At 67.2% G+C, this 20,215-nt stretch carries 19 protein-coding genes; 13 read left to right on the forward strand and 6 right to left on the reverse strand.

Annotated features, from left to right (window positions below; all coding sequences use genetic code 11):
- The first annotated feature begins 49 nt into the window (after nucleotides 1-49).
- Nucleotides 50-580, forward strand: a complete 531-nt coding sequence (locus CX676_RS03475) for a hypothetical protein (RefSeq protein WP_101751374.1) — start codon at nucleotides 50-52, stop codon at nucleotides 578-580.
- Here the strand turns inward: CX676_RS03475 and CX676_RS03480 are convergent.
- Nucleotides 577-1,257 (reverse strand): DNA alkylation repair protein, encoded by a 681-nt coding sequence (locus CX676_RS03480; RefSeq protein WP_101751375.1) that lies wholly within the window; start codon nucleotides 1,255-1,257, stop codon nucleotides 577-579. The two genes, CX676_RS03475 and CX676_RS03480, sit on opposite strands and share 4 nt — an antisense overlap.
- Before the next feature lie 112 nt (nucleotides 1,258-1,369).
- Here CX676_RS03480 and aroA point away from each other — a divergent pair, with 112 nt between their 5' ends.
- The gene (gene aroA / locus CX676_RS03485; protein WP_101751376.1) at nucleotides 1,370-2,701 is read left to right on the forward strand and encodes a 3-phosphoshikimate 1-carboxyvinyltransferase; all 1,332 of its coding nucleotides are present in this window, start codon (nucleotides 1,370-1,372) and stop codon (nucleotides 2,699-2,701) included.
- A 3-nt stretch (nucleotides 2,702-2,704) separates the two neighbouring features.
- On the opposite strand, the gene CX676_RS03490 is transcribed toward aroA, so the two are convergent.
- Together CX676_RS03490 and CX676_RS03495 are read right to left on the reverse strand one after the other, a co-directional pair.
- Complete coding sequence (locus tag CX676_RS03490) at nucleotides 2,705-3,121, reverse strand: VOC family protein (protein ID WP_101754120.1); 417 nt, start codon at nucleotides 3,119-3,121, stop codon at nucleotides 2,705-2,707.
- Between the two features lie 110 nt (nucleotides 3,122-3,231).
- Complete coding sequence (locus tag CX676_RS03495) at nucleotides 3,232-3,675, reverse strand: Lrp/AsnC family transcriptional regulator (protein ID WP_101751377.1); 444 nt, start codon at nucleotides 3,673-3,675, stop codon at nucleotides 3,232-3,234.
- Between the two features lie 130 nt (nucleotides 3,676-3,805).
- Here CX676_RS03495 and CX676_RS03500 point away from each other — a divergent pair, with 130 nt between their 5' ends.
- Nucleotides 3,806-4,870, forward strand: a complete 1,065-nt coding sequence (locus CX676_RS03500; protein ID WP_101751378.1) for an ornithine cyclodeaminase — start codon at nucleotides 3,806-3,808, stop codon at nucleotides 4,868-4,870.
- A gap of 16 nt (nucleotides 4,871-4,886) precedes the next feature.
- Here the strand turns inward: CX676_RS03500 and CX676_RS03505 are convergent, their stop codons facing one another.
- Nucleotides 4,887-5,354, reverse strand: a complete 468-nt coding sequence (locus CX676_RS03505) for an Lrp/AsnC family transcriptional regulator (protein ID WP_101751379.1) — start codon at nucleotides 5,352-5,354, stop codon at nucleotides 4,887-4,889.
- 112 nt (nucleotides 5,355-5,466) lie between these two features.
- Between CX676_RS03505 and putA the strand changes: the two genes are divergently transcribed.
- The 3 genes from putA (at nucleotide 5,467) to CX676_RS03520 (ending at nucleotide 10,585) form a co-directional block, all read left to right on the forward strand.
- Nucleotides 5,467-8,886 carry a bifunctional proline dehydrogenase/L-glutamate gamma-semialdehyde dehydrogenase PutA gene (putA, locus tag CX676_RS03510; protein ID WP_101751380.1) on the forward strand — a complete coding sequence of 1,140 codons (3,420 nt, stop codon included), beginning with the start codon at nucleotides 5,467-5,469 and terminating at the stop codon, nucleotides 8,884-8,886.
- A gap of 116 nt (nucleotides 8,887-9,002) precedes the next feature.
- The gene (hchA, locus tag CX676_RS03515) at nucleotides 9,003-9,866 is read left to right on the forward strand and encodes a glyoxalase III HchA (protein WP_101751381.1); all 864 of its coding nucleotides are present in this window, start codon (nucleotides 9,003-9,005) and stop codon (nucleotides 9,864-9,866) included.
- Nucleotides 9,866-10,585, forward strand: a complete 720-nt coding sequence (locus tag CX676_RS03520; protein ID WP_101751382.1) for a PA1136 family autoinducer-binding transcriptional regulator — start codon at nucleotides 9,866-9,868, stop codon at nucleotides 10,583-10,585. The genes hchA and CX676_RS03520 overlap by 1 nt, the downstream gene beginning before the upstream one ends.
- Before the next feature lie 13 nt (nucleotides 10,586-10,598).
- Here CX676_RS03520 and CX676_RS03525 read toward each other — a convergent pair whose 3' ends face one another.
- A complete protein-coding gene (locus tag CX676_RS03525) occupies nucleotides 10,599-11,216 on the reverse strand; it encodes a TetR/AcrR family transcriptional regulator (protein WP_101751383.1) in 618 nt (205 codons plus the stop codon).
- A gap of 15 nt (nucleotides 11,217-11,231) precedes the next feature.
- A complete protein-coding gene (locus CX676_RS03530; RefSeq protein WP_232816572.1) occupies nucleotides 11,232-12,851 on the reverse strand; it encodes a long-chain fatty acid--CoA ligase in 1,620 nt (539 codons plus the stop codon).
- A gap of 109 nt (nucleotides 12,852-12,960) precedes the next feature.
- On the opposite strand from CX676_RS03530, the gene CX676_RS03535 reads away from it, so the two are divergent.
- From CX676_RS03535 to CX676_RS03565, 7 genes are all read left to right on the forward strand, one after another.
- On the forward strand, nucleotides 12,961-13,785 hold the full coding sequence (locus tag CX676_RS03535) for an SDR family NAD(P)-dependent oxidoreductase (RefSeq protein ID WP_232816573.1): 825 nt from the start codon (nucleotides 12,961-12,963) through the stop codon (nucleotides 13,783-13,785).
- A 22-nt stretch (nucleotides 13,786-13,807) separates the two neighbouring features.
- Nucleotides 13,808-15,040 carry an acyl-CoA dehydrogenase family protein gene (locus CX676_RS03540; RefSeq protein WP_101751384.1) on the forward strand — a complete coding sequence of 411 codons (1,233 nt, stop codon included), beginning with the start codon at nucleotides 13,808-13,810 and terminating at the stop codon, nucleotides 15,038-15,040.
- Between the two features lie 3 nt (nucleotides 15,041-15,043).
- The gene (locus CX676_RS03545) at nucleotides 15,044-16,063 is read left to right on the forward strand and encodes a phosphotransferase family protein (RefSeq protein WP_101751385.1); all 1,020 of its coding nucleotides are present in this window, start codon (nucleotides 15,044-15,046) and stop codon (nucleotides 16,061-16,063) included.
- 13 nt (nucleotides 16,064-16,076) lie between these two features.
- Nucleotides 16,077-17,066, forward strand: a complete 990-nt coding sequence (locus CX676_RS03550; RefSeq protein WP_101754123.1) for an NAD(P)H-quinone oxidoreductase — start codon at nucleotides 16,077-16,079, stop codon at nucleotides 17,064-17,066.
- Between the two features lie 74 nt (nucleotides 17,067-17,140).
- Complete coding sequence (locus CX676_RS03555; RefSeq protein ID WP_101751386.1) at nucleotides 17,141-18,283, forward strand: C4-dicarboxylate TRAP transporter substrate-binding protein; 1,143 nt, start codon at nucleotides 17,141-17,143, stop codon at nucleotides 18,281-18,283.
- A gap of 57 nt (nucleotides 18,284-18,340) precedes the next feature.
- Nucleotides 18,341-18,892: a TRAP transporter small permease gene (locus tag CX676_RS03560; RefSeq protein WP_101751387.1), complete on the forward strand. Its 552-nt coding sequence runs from the start codon at nucleotides 18,341-18,343 to the stop codon at nucleotides 18,890-18,892.
- Nucleotides 18,885-20,195 (forward strand): TRAP transporter large permease, encoded by a 1,311-nt coding sequence (locus CX676_RS03565; RefSeq protein WP_101751388.1) that lies wholly within the window; start codon nucleotides 18,885-18,887, stop codon nucleotides 20,193-20,195. The genes CX676_RS03560 and CX676_RS03565 overlap by 8 nt, the downstream gene beginning before the upstream one ends.
- Nucleotides 20,196-20,215: the final 20 nt, after the last annotated feature.

The following is a 20,215-nucleotide window of genomic DNA, read 5'->3' on the forward strand; positions in this document are numbered from 1 at the left end:
GCCGCGGCACATCTAGGCTGCGGGCAAAACACCCTGGAGGAGGTTACAGATGACCCCGTTCCGCACCCTGCTGCTGCTGACGCCGGCGATCGCGCTGGCCGGCTGCACCGGTCTGCAAAGCACCACCGCGTCCCGCCCGGCCGGCACCACGACCACCACGGCGGCGAGCGAAGCCCCGGTCGATGCCGCCACCGCCGCGAAGATCGAGGCTGCCGCCGCCATCACCCGCGCGCCCGCCCCGCGCCCGGCGGCGCGGGCCAGCGCCGCCTCGCTGAACACCACCACCACCGAACAACGCGCCGCCGCCGCAGCGCCTTCGGCCGAGGCCGAGACCAAGCTTGGCAGCACCGTGGCCTCGCTTGGCGATGCGACCGAGCCCGGCTTCTGGATCAAGACCCCGCTGGTCAAGTCGCGCGGCGTCGGCCGGATCGTCAACCCGGCCAATGGCAAATCGGCCAAGGTCGATCTGATCCCGCTGGATGGTCCGGCCAGCGCGGGATCTCAGGTCTCGCTGCCCGCGCTGCAATTGCTGGGCGTGTCGCTGACCGACCTGCCGACGCTCGAGGTGTTCAAGTCCTAAGGGGTTTCGCGCGCAATCAACCGCCCGGCCTCGCGCCGGGCGAAGGGTTTCATCTGCGCCCCGTGTTCGTCCAGAAACGCCCGCACCCGCGGCGCATCGCGTTTAGACAGGTCCCTGAGCCACCAGGCGATGGCCTTCTGGATGAACCATTCGCGGTCTTCCACAAGGCCCGCCGCCCAGCCCAGCACCCGCTCGCGCCGGGTCAGGTCATCGGGCTTGGGGTTGTTCATCTTGGCCCAGGGCAGGGTGCCAACCAGCGCGGCGCGGCGGGTCCAGAGATGGTCCGAGCGGGTCCAGCCCTCGACCTGGTCCAGCCGTTCGGGATGGGCGACCAGCCGGCGCGAGGCCGCCGACATGGCGTGATCGGCCAGCGCCCAGCCATCGAAATCGGGTACCCAACTGGCGAGCAGATCCCAGACCGCGCCGTCATCGGGCAGCCGGGCCTGCGTCAGCAGTTTCGCCGCTGCCACCCGCGCCTCGTGGATATTGCTGGACCACAGCGCCTCGGCCAGCGCCACCCGGCCCGGCAGATCGCGCGCCGCCCGCCACTCGGCCACCAGCGCCTCGACCTCTGGCACCGGGACGCCGAGATAGGGGCGTTCGGCCTTGTGATAGGCAGCCATCTCGGCGGCCTTCTGCGGGTCGGCCAGCGCGGTCAGGGCGTTCAACTCGTCCATCGGGATCTCCTTCTTCGCCCGGTTCTAGGAACTGCGTCACCCCGCCGCAAGAAGGTGGTGGCGAGTGCCGGGTGCTAGCGGTAAAAGAGCCGCGCAATCACGAGGAATCCCCATGTCCCACGGAACCGACCCCCGCCCGATGACCGCCCGCCGCTCGGGCCCGCTGACCGGCGTGGCGCAGGTGCCGGGCGACAAGTCGATCAGCCACCGCGCGCTGATCCTTGGCGCGCTGTCGGTGGGCGAGACCCGGATCACCGGCCTCTTGGAAGGCGAGGATGTGCTGGACACCGCCAAGGCCATGCGCGCCTTTGGTGCTGACGTGCAGCGCACCGGCGAGGGCGAATGGGTCGTCCATGGCGTCGGCGTCGGCGGCTTTGCCGAGCCCGAGGACGTGATCGATTGCGGAAATTCCGGCACCGGCGTGCGGCTGATCATGGGGGCGATGGCGACGACGCCGATCACCGCCACCTTCACCGGCGATGCCAGCCTGTCGAAGCGCCCCATGGGCCGCGTGACCGATCCGCTGGCGCTGTTCGGCAGCCAGATCGTGGCGCGCGAGGGCGGGCGGCTGCCCGTGACCATCACCGGCGCGGTCGATCCGGTGCCGGTCCGCTACAAGACCCCGGTGGCATCGGCGCAGATCAAGTCGGCGGTGCTGCTGGCCGGGCTGAACGCCCCGGGCGAGACGGTGGTGATCGAGGCGGAGCCCACCCGCGACCATTCCGAGCGGATGCTGGCCGGCTTCGGCGCGACGATCCGCACCGAAAAGACCGAGGAAGGCCATGTCATCACCCTGACCGGCCGGCCGGAACTCAGGGGGCAGCCCGTCGCGGTGCCGCGCGATCCCTCCAGCGCGGCCTTTCCGGTGGCGGCGGCGCTGATCGTGCCGGGGTCTGAAATCCGGGTGCCGGGCGTCAGCCGCAACCCGACGCGGGACGGGCTTTACGTCACGCTGCTGGAGATGGGAGCGGATATCACCTTCGAGAACCCGCGCGAGGAAGGCGGCGAGCCGGTCGCCGATCTGCTGGTGCGCCACGGCCCGCTGAAGGGTGTCGAGGTGCCCGCCGATCGCGCCGCCAGCATGATCGACGAATTCCCCATCCTCTCGGTCATCGCCAGCTTTGCCGAAGGGCGGACGGTGATGAATGGCGTGGCGGAGTTGCGGGTCAAGGAAAGCGACCGGATCGATGCCATGGCGCGCGGGCTGGAAGCCAATGGCGTCACCGTCGTTGAAACACCGGACAGCATGACCGTTCATGGCGCGCCGCGCGTGCCGGGCGGCGCCAGCGCGGTGACCCATCTCGATCACCGCATTGCCATGTCCTTCCTCGTTCTCGGCCTCGCCACCGATCAGCCGGTCAGCGTCGATGACGGCAGCCCGATCATGACCTCTTTCCCCGATTTCATCCCGCTGATGCAGGGTCTCGGCGCCGATCTGGGCTGAGGATCAGTCGGTCTCGACATCGACCGAGCCGGCCGAGCGGCGGCGCACCCGGCCATCCACCTTGGCCTCGATATTGTTGCCATCGGGGTCCAGCAGGTAGGCGGCGTAATAATCGGGGTGATAGTCGCGCAGTCCCGGCGGGCCATTGTCACGCCCGCCATTCGCCAGACCCGCGGCATGGAAGCGATCCACCGCCGCGCGGTCCGCGGCCTGCAGGGCGATATGAACCTGCGAGACGATCTGCCGCGAGCCGGCGACATCGATGTAAAGCTCGTCAAGCTCCATCCAGTCGCGCCCGACATGGGCATGGTCCGCCACGCCGAGGGCTTCGAAAATCGCCGTGTAAAATTCAACCGACCTGTCAAAATCGCTGACCCGCAGATGAACATGGTCGATCAGCCGGCCCTGATGGTAACGCATGGTGACCTCCACCGAGGAAACGCAGGAGGAGAGGTGGCGGTTCGGTTGATAAATCGCAATGAGGGGCGGCGATTCCGGGGGATCTCGGCGAAAAAGAGAAGAATTTTCTCTCAAATGCTCGACAGCAGGATGCTCGTCTCGCTGTTCATCACCCCGTCGACCAGCCGCACCTCGCGCAGGATGCGGTCGAACTCGGTCAAGTTCTCGACCACGATCTCGGCCACGAGGTCCCATTTGCCGCTAGTGGTGTGCAAGGTGTGCAACTCGGGCAGACCGCGCAGACGGTTGATGACATGGCTGGTGTTGCGGCCAGCCACCTCTATCATCATCACCGCGCGCACGGCATTGTCGTCGTAATCCTCGCGCACGCGGGCGGTGAAGCCCAAGAGCGCGCCCGAGGACAAGAGCCGGTCCAGCCGGGTCTGCACCGTCCCGCGCGAGACATCCATGATCTCGGCCAGCTTCGCCACCGGGGCGCGGCCATCCTTGCGGAGAAGCGCGATCAACTGGCGGTCGAGGTCGTCGAAGATGGGTTTGGCAGGGCTTCGGTCCATGTGGCTTCCAGCAAATTGTACAGTTGACGCCCGCAATATGCACAGCAAACCCGCGAAAATCCATCAGGTTCGATATATCGCCTGCAATCTGCGTGGTGGATGATGGGGCAACCCATGAAAGAGACTCGAGATGACCGCCCCCAAACCCTCTGAACTGGCCTTCGTGCCCTTCGTCAGCGTCGAGAACATGATGCGGCTGGTGAACCGGATCGGCGTGGCCGAGATGCTCTCCGGTCTGGCCGGCTATATCGAGGATGATTTCCGCCGGTGGGAGCTGTTCGACAAGACCCCCCGCGTCGCCGCCCATTCCAAGGAAGGGGTGATCGAGCTGATGCCGACCTCGGATGGCGAGACCTATGGCTTCAAATACGTGAACGGCCATCCCAAGAACACCCGCGAGGGGCTGCAGACCGTCACCGCCTTCGGCCTACTGGCCGATGTGGCGACCGGCTACCCGGTGCTTCTGACCGAGATGACGCTGCTGACCGCGCTGCGCACCGCCGCGACCTCGGCGCTGGTGGCGAAATATCTGGCGCCTTCGGGGGCGGACACGATGGCGCTGATCGGCAATGGCGCGCAGTCCGAGTTCCAGGCGCTGGCGATGCAGGCGATCTGTGGCGTGACCAAGCTGCGGCTTTACGACATTGACCCGCGCGCCACCGCCAAGGCGATGCGCAACCTGGCCGGGCGCGGCTTTGAACTGACCGCCTGCAAGACCGCGGAAGAGGCGATTCTGGGGGCGCAGATCATCACCACCTGCACCGCCGACAAGCAATATGCCACCATCCTCAGCGACAACATGGTCGGCGCGGGCGTCCATATCAACGCCATCGGCGGCGACTGCCCGGGCAAGACCGAACTGCATCCGGGCATCCTCACGCGCGCGGATGTGTTCGTCGAATACCCGCCGCAGACCCGGATCGAGGGTGAGATCCAGCAGATGCCCGAGGATTTTCCCGTCACCGAGTTCTGGCAGGTCGTCACTGGCGCCGCCCAAGGCCGCCGCGACGCGCGCCAGATCACCCTGTTCGACGGCGTGGGCTTTGCGACCGAGGATTTCTCGGCGCTGCGCTATGTCCGCGACCGGATGCAGGGGACCGGGCTCTATCAGGAACTGGACCTCTTGGCCGATCCCGATGACCCGCGCGACCTCTTCGGCATGCTGACCCGGGCCACGGGCGTGGCCGCCGCCTGAGCCGACCCTAACCCGTTCAGTCGAACTCGCCGGTCCAGTTCTGCTCGACCACCGCCTCCATCGAGACATAGCTGGAGGTGGCGTGGATGAAGGGCAGGGTCGAGATGCGCTCGGCCATGATCTGGCGGAAATGCACCATGTCGCGCGAGCGGACCTTCAAGAGGTAATCGAAGCCGCCCGCGATCATGTAGCATTCCTCGATCTCGGCGATCAGCCGCACGCCGGCGTTGAAACGGTCCAGCGCCACCTGACGCGTATCGCTCATCTTCACCTCGACATAGGTGACATGGGTCAGGCCCAGTTTCAGCGGCGACAGGATGGCGCGGTAGCCGGTGATGAGGCCGATCTCCTCCATCTGCCGCACCCGCTGTGCCACCGGGGTCTTCGACAGACCCACCCGCTCGGCCAGTTCGCTCATCGGGATGCGGGCATTGGCGACCAGTTCGGCGAGGATCTTGCGGTTGATCGGATCGTCAATGTTCATATCGGCAAGAATCCGGCGATGTTTCAGGCGTTTCGCCTAGAATATAGGTCGTCATAAGTCACATCGTCTAGCGGGCTTTGGATATTGAGGCGACGAGCCGAGGAGATGCCCCATGCCCTATGACCTGTCGATCGCCTTTCCTGCCACCGCAAAATTCCAGCCCGAAGCGGCGCTGCTTGACCGTCTGGTCACCGAGGCCGCGCTGAGCGCCGAGCAACGCGCGCGCATCACTGACCGCGCCGCCGATCTGGTGCGCCGCATCCGCAGTCAGGCCCGGCCCTCGCTGATGGAGCATTTCCTGTCGGAATACGGGCTTTCGACCCGCGAGGGCGTGGCGCTGATGTGTCTGGCCGAGGCGATGCTGCGCGTTCCCGACAATGCCACCATCGACGCGCTGATCGAGGACAAGATCGCCCCCTCGGACTGGGGCCGGCACTTGGGCGAAGCCTCGTCCTCGCTGGTCAATGCCTCGACCTGGGCGCTGATGTGGACCGGCCGGGTGCTGGACGCCGATCAGCCGGGCATCGCCGGCACCCTGCGCGGGCTGGTCAAGCGCATGGGCGAACCCTTCATCCGCACCGCTGTCGGTCGCGCCATGCGCGAGATGGGCCGGCAATTCGTGCTGGGCCAGACCATCGATGCGGCGCTGGACCGGGCGCGCACCCGCGAGGCGCAGGGCTTCACCTACAGCTATGACATGCTGGGCGAGGCGGCGATGACGGCGGGCGATGCGGTGCGCTATGCCGCCGAGTATCGCAAGGCCATCACCGCCATTGCCGGCGCCTGCACCAAGGGCTCGGTCGAAGCCAATCCCGGCATCTCGATCAAGCTTTCGGCGCTGCATCCGCGCTACGAGGTGGCGCAGGAGGCCCGGGTGATGGCCGAACTGGTGCCGGTGGTGCTGGATCTGGCGCGGCAGGCCAAGGCCGCCGGCATGGGCATGAACATCGACGCCGAGGAACAGGACCGGCTGGTCCTGTCTCTGAAGGTGATCGAGGCCGTGCTGTCGGACCCCTCGCTCGCCGGTTGGGACGGGTTCGGCGTGGTCGTTCAGGCCTATGGCAAGCGCGCCGGCGAGGTGATCGACTGGCTTTACGCCCTGACCCAAAGGCTGGACCGGCGGATCATGGTGCGGCTGGTCAAGGGCGCCTATTGGGATACCGAGATCAAGCGCGCGCAGGTCGAAGGCTTCGCTGATTTCCCGCTGTTCACCAGCAAGACCGCCACCGATGTCAGCTACATCGCGAACGCCAAGAAGCTGATCGGCTACGGCGATCGCATCTATCCGCAATTCGCCACCCATAACGCCCAGACCGTCGCCGCGATCCTTGATCTGGCGGGCGACACGCCCTTCGAATTCCAGCGCCTGCATGGCATGGGCGAGCGGCTGCATGACATCGTGCTGACGGATAGCGCGGATAAAAATGGGGGAGGCCGCTGCCGAATCTATGCCCCGGTCGGCGCGCATCGCGACCTTCTGGCCTATCTGGTCCGGCGGCTGCTGGAGAACGGGGCGAACTCCTCCTTCGTGAACCAGATCGTCGATGAATCGATCCGCCCCGAGGACGTGGCCCGCGATCCCTTCGAGGCGCTTGCCGAGGCGCAGTCCCCGGCCTCGCTGAAGGCCCCGGCGGCGATCTTTGGCGCGGGCCGGGTGAATGCTGCGGGCTTTGACCTGAATGACGAGGCGACGCTGGCCCGGATCGCGGCGGCCCGTTCGGGTGTTCAGGTCGAGGCCAAGGCGCTGACCGTCCGCCCGGCCAGCGGAACCGACGCGCCGATCACCAACCCCGCCACCGGCGAGGTCATCGGGTTGGGGATCGAGGTCGACGCCGCCTCCGTCACCCGCGCGATCGAGGATGCCCGTCTTTGGGACGCCCCGCCTGCCGAGCGTGCCGCCGTGCTGCGCCGCGCTGCCGAGCTTTACGAGGAAAACTTCGGCCCTATCTTCGCCACGCTGACCCGCGAGGCCGGCAAGACCCTTGGCGATGCCGTGGGCGAGTTGCGGGAGGCGGTGGATTTCCTGCGCTACTATGCCGCCGAAGGCGAGGCCGCGAACGGCAGCGCGCGCGGGATCATCGCCGCCATCAGCCCGTGGAACTTCCCGCTGGCGATCTTCACCGGGCAGATTGCCGCCGCGCTGATGGCAGGCAATGCGGTGCTGGCAAAGCCCGCCGAGACGACGCCGCAGATCGCCACGCTTGGCGTGCGGCTGCTGCATCAGGCCGGGGTGCCGCAGGCGGCGCTGCAGCTGCTGCCGGGGCGCGGCGCGGTGGTCGGCACGGCGCTGGCCTCGGACCAGCGCATCAAGGGCGTGGTCTTCACCGGCTCGACCGCCACGGCGCGGACCATCGCCCAGAACATGGCCGAACATCTGGACCCCGGCACGCCGCTGATCGCGGAAACCGGCGGGCTGAACGCCATGATCGTCGATTCCACCGCGCTGCCCGAACAGGCGGTGCGCGATATCGTCGCCTCGGCCTTCCGTTCGGCCGGCCAGCGCTGCTCGGCCCTGCGCTGCCTCTACGTGCAGGAGGACATCGCGCCCCATCTGATCGAGATGATCAAGGGCGCGATGGATCAGCAGGTGGTGGGCGATCCGTGGTTCCTGTCCACGGATATTGGCCCGGTCATCGATCCGCGCGCACAGGCTGGCATTGCCGATTACCTGAGCGCGAAGCGCAGCAGCATCCTGCATCAGTTGGACGTGCCGGGGCAGGGCAGCTTCATCGCGCCGACGCTGCTCAAGGTGAACGGCATCGAGGAGATGGACCGCGAGATCTTCGGCCCGGTCCTGCATGTCGCAACCTTCAAGGGCAAGAATCTGCCCCGCGTGGTCGAGGCGATCAATGCCAAGGGTTTCGGCCTGACCTTCGGTTTGCACACCCGCATCGACACCCGCGTGCAGGAGATCAGCGAGGCGATCAAGGTCGGCAATATCTATGTGAACCGCAACCAGATCGGCGCGGTGGTGGGTAGCCAGCCCTTTGGCGGCGAGGGTCTGTCGGGCACCGGGCCGAAGGCCGGCGGTCCGCTCTACCTCGCCCGCTTCTTCGCGCCCGAGGTGGTGGCCGAGGTCACCGCAGAGGCGCAGCCGGCGGATATTTCGCGGCTGCAATTCGCCCTCAGCGCCGCGCGCCCGCAGAAGATCAGCGAGCGGTTGATGCCCGGCCCGACGGGCGAACTGAACCGGCTGACGCTGCTCAGCCGTGGCCCGGTGCTGTGCCTTGGTCCGGGGGCCGAGGCCGAGGCGGCGCAGGTGCAGGCCGTTACCGCTCTGGGTGGTCTGGCGATCCCGGCGGGCGGCGCCGTCAGCCCGCAGGCGCTGGCCATGGTCGAGGGGATCTCGGCGGCGATCTGGTGGGGCGATGCGGCAACGGGCCGGGCCCATGCCCGGGCGCTCGCCAGCCGCGAGGGCGAGATCCTGCCGCTGCTGACGGCGCGTCCCGACCAGGCCCATGTCGCGCATGAACGCCATCTCTGCGTCGATACCACCGCCGCCGGTGGCAATGTCGGACTGCTGGCGGGCTGACACGGCGCAGGCGGGCTTGCGGATTTCCCTCACCCGTTGAGGGAAATCCCGCATTGCCCGCACGGCCCCGGCATGGTCATCTGTCCCCCTGCGACAGATCATGACCGGAGGACCCGATGAGCAACCCGAACAGCGATGACAAGCGCCCGCAGCCCGATCCGGCCGAGGATAATGCCTTCTTCCCCTCGCCCTATTCGCTGAGCCAGTTCACCTCGCCGAAATCCAACCTCTCCGGCGCGGATTACCCCCAGCCCTATACCGGCGGGCGCTGGAAGATCCTGATGATCGGGGCGGATGAACGCTATCTCCTGACCGACAACGGCACCATGTTCTCGACCGGCAACCACCCGGTCGAAACCCTGCTGCCGATGTATCACCTGGACAAGGCGGGCTTCCAGTTCGACATCGCCACGGTGTCTGGCAACCCGGTCAAGTTCGAGATGTGGGCGATGCCCGCGCAGGACGAGGAGGTGAAGGGCCTCTTTGCCAAGTACCGCGACCAGATCAAGACGCCGCTGAAACTGGCCGATGTGGTGCGCGACGCGCTTGGCCCGGATTCGGACTATATCGGCGTATTCATCCCCGGCGGCCACGGCGCGCTGATCGGCCTGCCCGAAAGCGAAGACGTGAAGGCCGCGCTGGAATGGGCGCAGGCGAACGACAAGTTCGTCATCTCGCTCTGCCACGGGCCGGCGGCCTTCCTGGCGGTGGGCGAGGGCAGCGACCTGTTCCGCGGCTACAAGATCTGTGCCTTCCCCGATGCGCTGGACGCCCAGACCCCGGATATCGGCTACATGCCCGGCCACCTGACCTGGAAATTCGGCGAGAAGCTGAAGGCGCTCGGCTTCGAGATCGTGAATGACGACATCTCGGGCGCGGTGCAGAAGGACCGCAAGATGCTGACCGGCGACAGCCCGCTGGCGGGGAATGCGCTCGGTCAATTGGCGGCTGCGGAACTGCTGAAAGGCGCCAAGGGGTGATGGACAAGGCTCTGCCCGATGGCGCGTTCCGCACGGCGCTCGCCATCGGGCAGAGCGACAGCCTCGCCGCGCTGCAATCCCGCACCCGGTCCTTCTGCGCGCCGCTTGGCTATGACCGCTTCGTCCTTTTCTCGGCGTCGGTACAGCGCGACGAGATCCTCGAGCGGATCTACTGGGTCGAGGGCGACTGGTTCGGCTCGGGCAAGCCCGTCGATGCCGATCTCTATGTCCGGCGCTGCCCGGTCACCCGCCACATGCTGAAGGCCGACGAGCCGTTCTTCTGGACCAAGCTGACCAAGGATGGCGAGGACAGCTACCAGGTCGTGGGCCAGCCGCGCGGGCCGGGCATCCACGGCTTGCAGGTTCCGGTCTTCGGGCCGCTGGGGCTCGAGGGCGCGATGAGCCTTGGCGGTCTGCGCATCGATGCCTCGCCCGGTGCGCGCATGGCGCTGGCGCTGGTCGCGGTCGCAGCCTTCCGCGCCGCGCGCCGGCTGATCGTGCCGCCGGTCGAGCTTCCTTCGCCCAGCCTCTCCCCGCGCGAGCGCGAGGTGCTGTCATGGATCGCGGCCGGTCGGCGGCAGAACGAGATCGCGGCCACGCTGAACCTGTCGGAACGCACGGTCGAGAACCACCTGCGCCGCATCCGCCGCCGGCTTGGCGTCACCACCACCGCGCAGGCGGTGACCATGGCGCTGCGGCAGGGCGAGCTTGCCGGCTGACGCGGACGCGCGGTTAGCGCGCCGCCAACCCCCGGATCAGAAACGCCGTCATCTCGGTTGCAATCGCCTCGGGCGTCTTGCCGTCGGGGCGGGGGCGGTACCAGTCGGGCACGGCGTTCAGCGCGCCAAGGATGGTGCGCCCGGCCAGCGGTACATCGGCGGCATTCAGAGTGCCATCTTCATTGCCCTCGGCCAGCACCCGGCGGAACAGCGCCTCGTAGCCGTCGCGCAGCCCCTGCAATTCCTGGAACACCTCGCGCTCATGCTCGGTTGTCGGGCCGCGCATCTGGATCTCCAGCCCCTGCTTGATGCCGCGCTGGAAGCTGAGCCGGGTGATCATCACCATCACATGCGCCTCGCACATTCGGGTCAGCCGCTCGATGGCGGGCAGGGGCAGGTCGATGATCGGGTCCGCCGCCTCGAAGCAATAGCGCATGGCCTCGCGATAGACGGCGAAGAAGATCGCGTTCTTCGAGCGGAAGTGGTGGTAGACCCGGCCCTTGGTGGCGCCAAGCGCATCGGCGATGTCGTCGATGGTGGTCTTGTCATAGCCACGGCGCATGAAGCATTCCGCTGCCGCCTCGACGATCTCGAAGCGGCTGTCGGTCGGTTCGGTCGCGCTTGCCTTCACCGCAAACTCCTCGCTCTAGGCCTCGGGCAGTCCCTCGGCACTGATGATCCGTCGCAGGTCCAGTTTCGAGACCTTGCCGGTCGCCGTCATCGGCAGGCTGTCGCGGAAAACGATATGCTGGGGGATCTGCCATTTGGCAAGGCTCGCGCCCAGGTGGGCGGCAATCGCCGCGCCGGTCACGCTCGCTCCGGCCTCGCGCACGATGACCAGCAAAGGCCGCTCGCCCCATTTCTCGTGGCTGATGCCGATGGCGGCGGCCTGTGCCACGCCCGGGCAGCCGGTCGCGGCGTTTTCCAGGTCGATCGAGGAAATCCATTCGCCGCCCGACTTGATCAGATCCTTGGTGCGGTCGACGATGGTCATGGCGCCCGACCCGTCGATACGCGACACATCACCGGTACGGAACCAGCCGGTTTCGTCCAGCGCGCGGGCACTGGCCTCGGCATCGTTGAAATAGCCGGCGATGACATTGTTGCCGCGCACCGCCAGCTCGCCCACGGCCTGCCCGTCCTGCGCGCGAGGCTGGCCGTCATCGCCGATGATCCGCATCTCGACCCCGAAGAGACGCTGGCCCTGTGACAGCTTGCTGGCGATGCGATCCTCGAGCGGCAGATCGCGGCGCGGGCGGGTGACGCTGCCGAGCGGGCTGAGTTCCGTCATGCCCCAGCCATGCAGCACCGCGATGCCGAACTCGGATTCCAGCGCCCGGATCTGCGCCTCGCTGACCGCCGAACCGCCGATCAGCAGGCTATGCAAGGCGCGCGGCTTGCGACCCTGCGCCCGCATCTCGTCGATCAGCCCCGACCAGACCGTCGGCACGCCCCAGGCGGCGGTGACGGCTTCCTGGTCCATCAGCTGAAACAGGCTGGCGCCGTCGAGGCGCGGCCCCGGCATGACTAGGTCGGTGCCGGAAAGAAGCGCCGAGAAGGGCAGGCCCCAGGCATTCACATGGAACAGCGGCACCGCCGGCAGCACCCGCTGATCCGTGCCGAACGAGGACGGCACCGCCAGCACGGCGGCCATCGCGTGCAGCACGGTCGAGCGGTGGCTGTAGAGCGCGCCCTTGGGATTGCCGGTCGTGCCCGAGGTATAGCAGAGGCCCGAGGCCGCGCGTTCGGGCAGTTCGGTCCAGCCGCTGGCGGGGGCGTGCCCGGCGATCAGCGCCTCATAGGCCAGCGCGCCGGGCAGCGCGGTGGGCGCGGTGTCGCCAAGGCAGACGAGCCGTATGCCCTTGGGCAACTGCGGTGCCAGATCGGCGACCAGCGGGGCGAGGTCGGCGTCGAAGAACAGCACCCGATCCTCGGCGTGAGTCGCGATCCATGAAATCTGCTCGGGAAAGAGGCGGGGATTGATCGTGTGGCAGACCGCGCCGATGCCGGCGATGGCGTAATACAGTTCCAGATGACGATAGCCGTTCCACGCGAGCGTCGCCACCCGGTCGCCCGATTCGATGCCCATGGCCCGCAAGGCGGCGGCAAGGCGCAGCGCCCGTTCGCGGGTCGCGGCAAAGCTCTGACGGTGCCGGTCGCCCTCGACCCGGGCCGAGACAATTTCCTGCTCGCCGTGAATTTCGGCAGCGTAATCAAGGATCGAGGGCACCGAAAGCGGCCGATCCATCATCAGTCCTGACAGCATCTTGAAACCTCCCAAGGTGACGCCGCGGCGGGCGTCGTGACATTCGACTTGACGGCATACTACCGAGTATGTTGTATTGTGACAAGCTTGGAGATGAAGGAGGATGGCGATGACCGATGGGATGGCAGGGTTGATCTCGGCAGAGGGCAAGGTGGTGCTGGTCACCGGCGGCGCCACCGGCATCGGCCGGATGATCGCCACGGGGTTCGTCATGGCCGGGGCGCGGGTGCTGATCGCCTCGCGCAAGGCGGCGGCCTGCGAGGCGGTGGCGGCAGAGCTGAACGCCGCCGGCCATCCGGGCCATGCCGAGGGCTTCGGCGGTGACGTCGGCTCGGCCGAGGGCGTGGCCGCGCTGGCCGCCGAACTGCGCCGCCGCACCGACCGCCTGGACGTGCTGGTGAACAATGCCGGGCGCAGCTGGGGCGCGGCCTACGAGGAATTTCCCTTCGATGCCTGGGCCAAGGTGATGGACCTGAACGTCGCCGGGCTGTTCACCCTGACCCGCGACCTGACCGACCTATTGCGCGCCGCGTCCAGCGAGACCTCGCCCGCCCGCGTCATCAATATCGGCTCGGTCATGGGCACCGCGCCCTTGGGCGGCAGCGCCTGGTCCTATGCGGCCTCGAAGGCGGCGGTGCATCAGCTGACCCGCATCCTGGCCAAGGAACTGGCGCCCCAGGGCATCACCGTCAATGCCATCGCGCCGGGGCCGTTCCAGTCGAACATGACCGCCTTCGCCACCGACAGCGAGGATGGCCGGCGCGAGACCGCCGCCACCATTCCCGCCGGCCGGATCGGCACGGCCGAGGACATGATGGGCACCGCGCTGTATCTCGCCGGCAGGGGAGGCGCCTTTACAACCGGCGCCATCATCCCGCTGGATGGGGGCCTGTCGGTGCAGACCGGCCCGGATCTTTTCGAACACGCCCGCTGAACCGGCGGCAAAGGAGGCACTCATGGACTTCACGATGCGACCGAAAGCGCAGGAAATCCTCGACAAGGTGCGCCGCATGGTGCGCGACGAGATCATCCCGCTGGATCACGAGTTTCTGGCCGAGGTGGGCAAGGGCGCCGACCGTTTCGAGCGCACACCGCGTCAGATCGAAATCCTCGAGGGGCTGAAGGCAAAGGCGCGGGAGCAGGGGTTGTGGAACCTCTGGCGCACCAAGGCCCTGACCGGGGCCGGGCCGGATGCGCTGACCACGGTGGAATATGCGCAGCTGGCCGAGGAAATGGGCCGGTCGCATCTGGGCGCCGAGGTGTTCAACTGTTCCGCCCCGGATACCGGCAACATGGACGTGCTGGCGCGTTTCGGCACCGAGGCGCAGCAGCGCCGCTGGCTCGATCCGCTGCTGGCGGGCGAAATCCGCTCGGCCTACCTGATGACCGAACCCGATGTGGCCTCGTCGGATGCCACCAATATCGCGCTGAGTGCCGTGCGGGACGGCGACCATTACGTGCTGAATGGCGAGAAATACTGGGGTTCGGGCGCGGGCGATACGCGCTGCGGCCTCTATATCGTCATGGTGCTGACCGATCCTGAAGGCGACAAGCACCGTCGCCACAGCCAGATCCTCGTGGAACCCGGCACGCCCGGCATCGAGATCCTGCGGCCGATGGAGATCTTCGGCCATGACGACGCGCCCCACGGCCACATGCACATCCGCTTCACCAATGTCCGGGTGCCGGCCGATCAGCTGCTGCAGACCGAGGGCGACGGCTTCCTGATCGCGCAGGGGCGGCTGGGGCCGGGGCGCATCCATCATTGCATGCGGCTGATCGGGCAGGCGGAACGGGCGCTGGACTTGATGTGCGACCGCGCGCTGAGCCGCACGGCTTTCGGCAAGAAGCTGGCCGATCTGGGCGCGAACCATGACATCATCGCCGAAAGCCGCATCGCCATCGAGCAGGCCCGGCTTCTGTGCCTCAAGGCGGCGTGGATGATGGACACCGCCGGACCGCGCGAGGCTGCCGTCTGGGTCAGCCAGATCAAGGTCGCGGCGCCCCGGATGGCCCAGCAGGTGATCGACGAGGCGATGCAGATGTTCGGCGCGACCGGCATCAGCCAGGACACGCCCCTGGCGCATATGTGGATGAACGCCCGGATGCTGCGCTTCGCCGATGGTCCCGATGCGGTCCATCGCCGGGTGATCGGCCGCACCGAGCTGCGCAAGCACGAGGCGGGCTAGGCCATGGCGACGCTGGATCTGGACCGCCTGTCGGATTACCTCGGCACCCAGCTGCCAGACCTGCCGCGCCTCACTGGCGCGCAGCAGTTCAGCGGCGGGCAGTCGAACCCGACCTATCTGCTCAAGGCCGGGGACCGCCGCTTTGTGCTGCGCCGCAAGCCGGGCGGGCCGATCCTGCCCTCGGCCCATGCCATCGACCGCGAGTTCCGGCTGCTGACGGCGCTGGCCCCGACTGATGTGCCGGTGGCCCCGGCGCTGCATTACGCCACCGACGAGACCGTCATCGGCTCGGAATTCTACCTGATGGATTTCGTCGATGGCGTGGTCCACTGGAACCCGGCCTTGCCCGAGATGGACCCTGCGCATCGCCGGCCCGTCACCTTCGCCATGGTCGACACGCTGGCGGCGCTGCACCGGGTCGACTGGCGGGCGGCGGGGCTGGCGGATTTCGGCAAGCCCAATGACTATGCCGCCCGCCAGATCGCCCGCTGGAGCCGCCAGTTCCGCGCCACCGAGGACGGCAGCTATCCCGACATGGAACGGCTGATCGCGCGGCTTGAGGCGAACCTGCCCGAGGATGATGGCCGCGCCACGCTGGTCCATGGCGATTTCCGCATCGATAATCTGATGTACCGCGCAGACAGCGACGAGGTGCTGGCAGTGCTGGACTGGGAACTGGCGACCATCGGCCATCCCTTTGCCGATCTGGCCTATATGCTGATGCACCACCGCCTGCCGAATGACAGCGTGTTTCACGGTCTGGGCGGCATCGACCGCACGGCCGAGGGGCTGCCCGCCGAGGCCGAGATTATCGCCCGCTATGTCGCAGCGACCGGCATGGCCGAAACCCCGGCGCTGGATTTCTGGATCAGCCTCTCGGCCTTCCGCCTTGCCGCGATCCTCGAGGGCGTGCGCGCCCGGATCGAGGAGGGCAATGCCTCGGACCCCGAGCGTGGCAGGAAGCTGATCCGCACCATTCCCGACTTGATCGCGCTGGGGCTGAACCCCGCAGCGCCCGCCTGACACGGAGCCGATGATGACCCTTCCCACCGAAATGACCGTGGTCGAGATCTCTGAACCCGGCGGCCCCGAGGTGCTGCGGCACGCCCGCCGCCCGCTGCCGGTGCCGGCGCCGGGGCAGGTGCTGATCCGCATCGCCTATGCCGGGGTGAACCGGCCCGACGTGGCGCAGCGAGCCGGCGTCTACCCGCCGCCGCCCGGTGCTTCGGACCTGCCGGGGCTGGAGGCCTCGGGCCATATTGCGGCACTGGGCGAGGGCGTGACCGGCTGGACCATTGGCGAGGCGGTGACCGCGCTCTTGCCCGGTGGTGGCTATGCCGAATACGCCGTGACCGATGCCCGCCATGTCCTGCCCGTGCCCGAGGGCATGTCGCTGCGCGATGCGGCGGGCCTCTGCGAGACGCTGTTCACCGTCTGGTCGAACGTCTTCCAGCGCGGCGCGCTGCAACCGGGCGAGACCTTTCTGGTTCATGGCGGCACCAGCGGCATCGGCACGACGGCGATCCAGTTGGCCCATGCCAAGGGTGCCCGCGTGATTGCCACCGCAGGCTCGGCGGCGAAATGTCAGGCCTGCCTGGATCTGGGCGCCGATCTGGCGATCAATTACCGCGAGACCGATTTCGTCGCCGCGGTGCAGGCCGAGGGCGGGGCGGATGTGATCCTCGACATGGTGGGCGGCGCCTATCTGCCGCGCAACATCCAGGCGCTGAAAGAAGATGGCCGGCTGGTCGAGATCGCCTTTCTCGAAGGCACGCATGGCGAACTGGATATTCTCAGCGTGATGCTGAAGCGCCTGACCGTCACCGGCAGCACGCTGCGCCGCCAGTCCCATGACAGCAAGGCGCGCATCGCCGCCAGCCTGCGCGCCGAGGTCTGGCCGATGATCGCCAAGGGCGGCTTTGCGCCGCAGATCGACAGCGAATTTGCCTTGGCCGACGCGGTCGAGGCGCACCGGCTGATGGAGGCATCAACCCATATCGGCAAAATTATACTGAAGGTCGCCTGACCCCGCAGGGGCGACGGCCAACAGGTCCCGGCGGAGGAGGCCGGAGGACTTCAATCAAAAAGGGAGAAGAGGTTATGACAACCGCACTACGCGCTTTGGGCGCGGGGATATCGCTTGCGCTTTTGCCGACGCTGTCGGCGGGGGCAGAAACCTTGAATTACGCCTATGGCTACCCGGAAAGCTCGGCCGTGGGGCTGGCGGCGGTGCGTTTCGCCGACGAGGTCAGCCAGAAGACCGGCGGCGAGCTGACGGTGCAGCCGTTTTCCATGTCGCTTCTCAGCCTCAGCGAGACCGGGCCGGGGCTGCGCGACGGCATGGCCGATATCGGCTATGTGCTGACCCCCTATTACTCGGCCGAATACGCCACCAGCCTGTTCCTGCACGAACTGAACCCGCTGGTTAACCTCGGCCCGCAGGATGGCACGGCGCCCCTGGCCTATACCGGGGCGATCCTTGAATACACGCTGACCAAATGCCCCGAATGCCTGTCGGAATTCGCGGCGCAGAACCAAGTCTATACCGGCGGTGGCGTGACCACGCTTTACGGGCTGCAATGCACCCAGCCCGTCGCCAGTATCGCCGACCTGAAGGGCAAGCGGGTGCGCACCGCCGGCGCGGGCTTCGTCCGCTTTGCCGAGCATTTCGGTGCGGTCGGCGTGCCCCTGCCGGTGAACGAGGTCTACGAGGCGCTGTCGCAGGGCGTTCTCGACTGCGCCATGCTCAGCGCGCCGGAACTGACCAACTACAACCTGACCGATGTGGTGACCGACATTACCCCGAATATTCCCGGCGGCCTCTTTGCCGGGGTCGCCTCGACAAATGTGAACCGCGATGTCTGGCAGCGCCTGACGGTCGAGGAACGCGAGGCGGTGCTGTGGGGCGCGAGCCAGATGACCGCTGGCATCACCTGGAACTTCGTCACGCAAGAGGCCGAGGCCATGGCCGCAGCCGAGGCCAAGGGCATCAGCATCCACCAGCCCGACGAGGCCTCGCAGGCGTCCGTCCGCGAGTTTGTCGAGGCCGACCTGCAGACGGCGGCGGCGATCTTCCGCGATACCTACGGCGTCGCGCGGGTGGACGAGATCGCTGCCGACTTCCCGCAGATGCTGGAGAAATGGCGCGGGTTGGTCTCCGGCGTCGACTCCCATGACGCGCTGCAGAAGCTGCTGTGGGATCAGGTCTATTCCAAGATCGATCCCGCCACCTATGGCCTCTAGGCCCCTCGCCGGGCGGCACCTCGCCCGGCGCATCCCCTCGATCTGAGGATTTCCAACATGAACCCGATTGCAAAGCTCCTTTCTGGGGCCAGCGGAGCCTTGGGCGCAATTGCCGGCCTCGCCGTCCTCGCGCTGGTCTGCCACGTCACGCTGGATGTCATCCTGCGCTATGTCTTCAACGCGCCCCTGAACGGCACCATCCTCTTCGTTTCGACCTTCTACATGGTCGCCATCGCCTTCCTGCCGCTGGCGCTGGTGGAACAGGGCGACAACCATATTTCCGTCGAACTGCTGTTTGACCGGTTTCCCGGCGGGTTGCGGCGGGCGCTGATGATCCTTGGCCAAGTGCTGACGGTCATCGTCGCCAGCCTGATCGCGATCCGCAGCGGCGAGGAGGCGTTGGGCAAGTACGCGCTTGGCACCTTCTCGCTGGAGGGCGGGACGAAATTCATCACCTGGCCCAGCTATTTCATCCTGCCCGCGGGCTTCGGACTTATGGCGCTGGTGGCGCTGTGGCGGCTGATCGCGGCGCTTCTTGGCATCGACAGCGGCTTTCGCGGCCATAACGAGATCGCGGCCTACATGCCGGCGGAGGAAAACCATGACTGACCTGCAGATCGCCGTTGCCTTCATCGCCGCGCTGTTCGCGCTGATCCTCGTGCGCATCCCGATCGGGATCGCGCTGATCGCGGTCTCCTTTGGCGGGCTCTGGTCGATGATGGGCTGGAACGTCGCATGGGGCGCGCTGGGTGTGATCCCGCACAGCTTTGTCTCCAGCTGGGTGCTGAGCTCGATCCCGGCTTTCCTGTTCATGGGCTTCATCTGCTATCACACCCGCATGACGCAGGGGCTGTTCCAGGCGGCGCAGGTCTGGCTGTCGGCGGTGCCGGGCGGGCTGGCCATCGCCTCGGTCTTTGGCTGCGCGGGCTTTGCCGCCGTCACCGGCTCGTCCGTCGCCTGTTCGGCCGCGATGGGCAAGATTGCCGTGCCCGAGATGATGCGCCACCGCTATGACGCCGAACTGGCCACCGGCACCGTCGCCGCCGCCGGCACCATCGGCGCACTGATCCCGCCCTCGATCCTGATGATCCTCTACGGCATCATCACCCGCCAGCCGATCAGCGACCTGTTCCTCGGCGGGCTGGTCATCGGCGCGGTGACCATGCTGGGCTATGTGCTGATGATCTGGCTCAGGGTGCGGCTGAACCCGAACCTCGCGCCGGGCGTCGATGAGGCGGCGTCATGGTCCGAGCGGTTTACCGCGCTTGGCCAGACCTGGCCGGTCTTTCTCATCGTCATCGGCGTCTTTGCCGGCCTCTTCGGCGGGGTCTTCACGCCGACCGAGGCGGGCGCGGTTGGCGCTGCACTGTCCTGCGCCGTCGCGCTCATCCGCCGGTCGCTGACGCTCAAGGCGGTGCGGCTGGCGGTGGCCGAGACGATCAACACCACCGCCGCGCTGATGATCATTGCCGCCGGCGCAAGCCTGCTGGCGCGCTTCCTGACGCTCTCGGGCACCGGCGCGGCGCTGTCTGACTTCATCCTCTCTTTCGAGGCCTCGCCGGTCACGCTGATGATCGGCATCGTGCTGGTCTACCTGCTTCTGGGGATGATGCTCGAGCCGGTGGGGGCGATGCTGTTGACCCTGCCCATCGTCATCCCGCTGGTCGATCATGCCGGCTTCTCGCTGATCTGGTTCGGCGTGGTGCTGACCAAGCTGCTGGAGATTGGGATGATCACCCCGCCGGTCGGGATGAATGTCTTTGTCATCAAGGGCGTGGTCGGCGATCTTGCGAAACTGTCCAGCATCTTCAGGGGCGTGATGTGGTTCGTGCTTGTGGATCTGCTGATCGTCGGTCTCTGCATCGCCTGGCCCGACCTGGTGCTGTTCCTGCCGGCGCTGGCGGCGGGGTAGAGGCGGCGCTTGCGTTCGGG

This window comes from Paracoccus zhejiangensis (assembly GCF_002847445.1).
GTDB lineage: Bacteria > Pseudomonadota > Alphaproteobacteria > Rhodobacterales > Rhodobacteraceae > Paracoccus > Paracoccus zhejiangensis.

Excerpts from the sequence above, each read along its gene's own strand:
- CX676_RS03475 (WP_101751374.1), top strand. The coding sequence starts at position 50 with ATGACCCCGTTCCGCACCCTGCTGCTGCTGACGCCGGCGATCGCGCTG.
- CX676_RS03480 (WP_101751375.1), bottom strand. The coding sequence starts at position 1,257 with ATGGACGAGTTGAACGCCCTGACCGCGCTGGCCGACCCGCAGAAGGCC.
- aroA (WP_101751376.1), top strand. The coding sequence starts at position 1,370 with ATGTCCCACGGAACCGACCCCCGCCCGATGACCGCCCGCCGCTCGGGC.
- CX676_RS03490 (WP_101754120.1), bottom strand. The coding sequence starts at position 3,121 with ATGCGTTACCATCAGGGCCGGCTGATCGACCATGTTCATCTGCGGGTC.
- CX676_RS03495 (WP_101751377.1), bottom strand. The coding sequence starts at position 3,675 with ATGGACCGAAGCCCTGCCAAACCCATCTTCGACGACCTCGACCGCCAG.
- CX676_RS03500 (WP_101751378.1), top strand. The coding sequence starts at position 3,806 with ATGACCGCCCCCAAACCCTCTGAACTGGCCTTCGTGCCCTTCGTCAGC.
- CX676_RS03505 (WP_101751379.1), bottom strand. The coding sequence starts at position 5,354 with ATGAACATTGACGATCCGATCAACCGCAAGATCCTCGCCGAACTGGTC.
- putA (WP_101751380.1), top strand. The coding sequence starts at position 5,467 with ATGCCCTATGACCTGTCGATCGCCTTTCCTGCCACCGCAAAATTCCAG.
- hchA (WP_101751381.1), top strand. The coding sequence starts at position 9,003 with ATGAGCAACCCGAACAGCGATGACAAGCGCCCGCAGCCCGATCCGGCC.
- CX676_RS03520 (WP_101751382.1), top strand. The coding sequence starts at position 9,866 with ATGGACAAGGCTCTGCCCGATGGCGCGTTCCGCACGGCGCTCGCCATC.
- CX676_RS03530 (WP_232816572.1), bottom strand. The coding sequence starts at position 12,851 with ATGCTGTCAGGACTGATGATGGATCGGCCGCTTTCGGTGCCCTCGATC.
- CX676_RS03535 (WP_232816573.1), top strand. The coding sequence starts at position 12,961 with ATGACCGATGGGATGGCAGGGTTGATCTCGGCAGAGGGCAAGGTGGTG.
- CX676_RS03540 (WP_101751384.1), top strand. The coding sequence starts at position 13,808 with ATGGACTTCACGATGCGACCGAAAGCGCAGGAAATCCTCGACAAGGTG.
- CX676_RS03545 (WP_101751385.1), top strand. The coding sequence starts at position 15,044 with ATGGCGACGCTGGATCTGGACCGCCTGTCGGATTACCTCGGCACCCAG.
- CX676_RS03550 (WP_101754123.1), top strand. The coding sequence starts at position 16,077 with ATGACCCTTCCCACCGAAATGACCGTGGTCGAGATCTCTGAACCCGGC.
- CX676_RS03555 (WP_101751386.1), top strand. The coding sequence starts at position 17,141 with ATGACAACCGCACTACGCGCTTTGGGCGCGGGGATATCGCTTGCGCTT.
- CX676_RS03560 (WP_101751387.1), top strand. The coding sequence starts at position 18,341 with ATGAACCCGATTGCAAAGCTCCTTTCTGGGGCCAGCGGAGCCTTGGGC.
- CX676_RS03565 (WP_101751388.1), top strand. The coding sequence starts at position 18,885 with ATGACTGACCTGCAGATCGCCGTTGCCTTCATCGCCGCGCTGTTCGCG.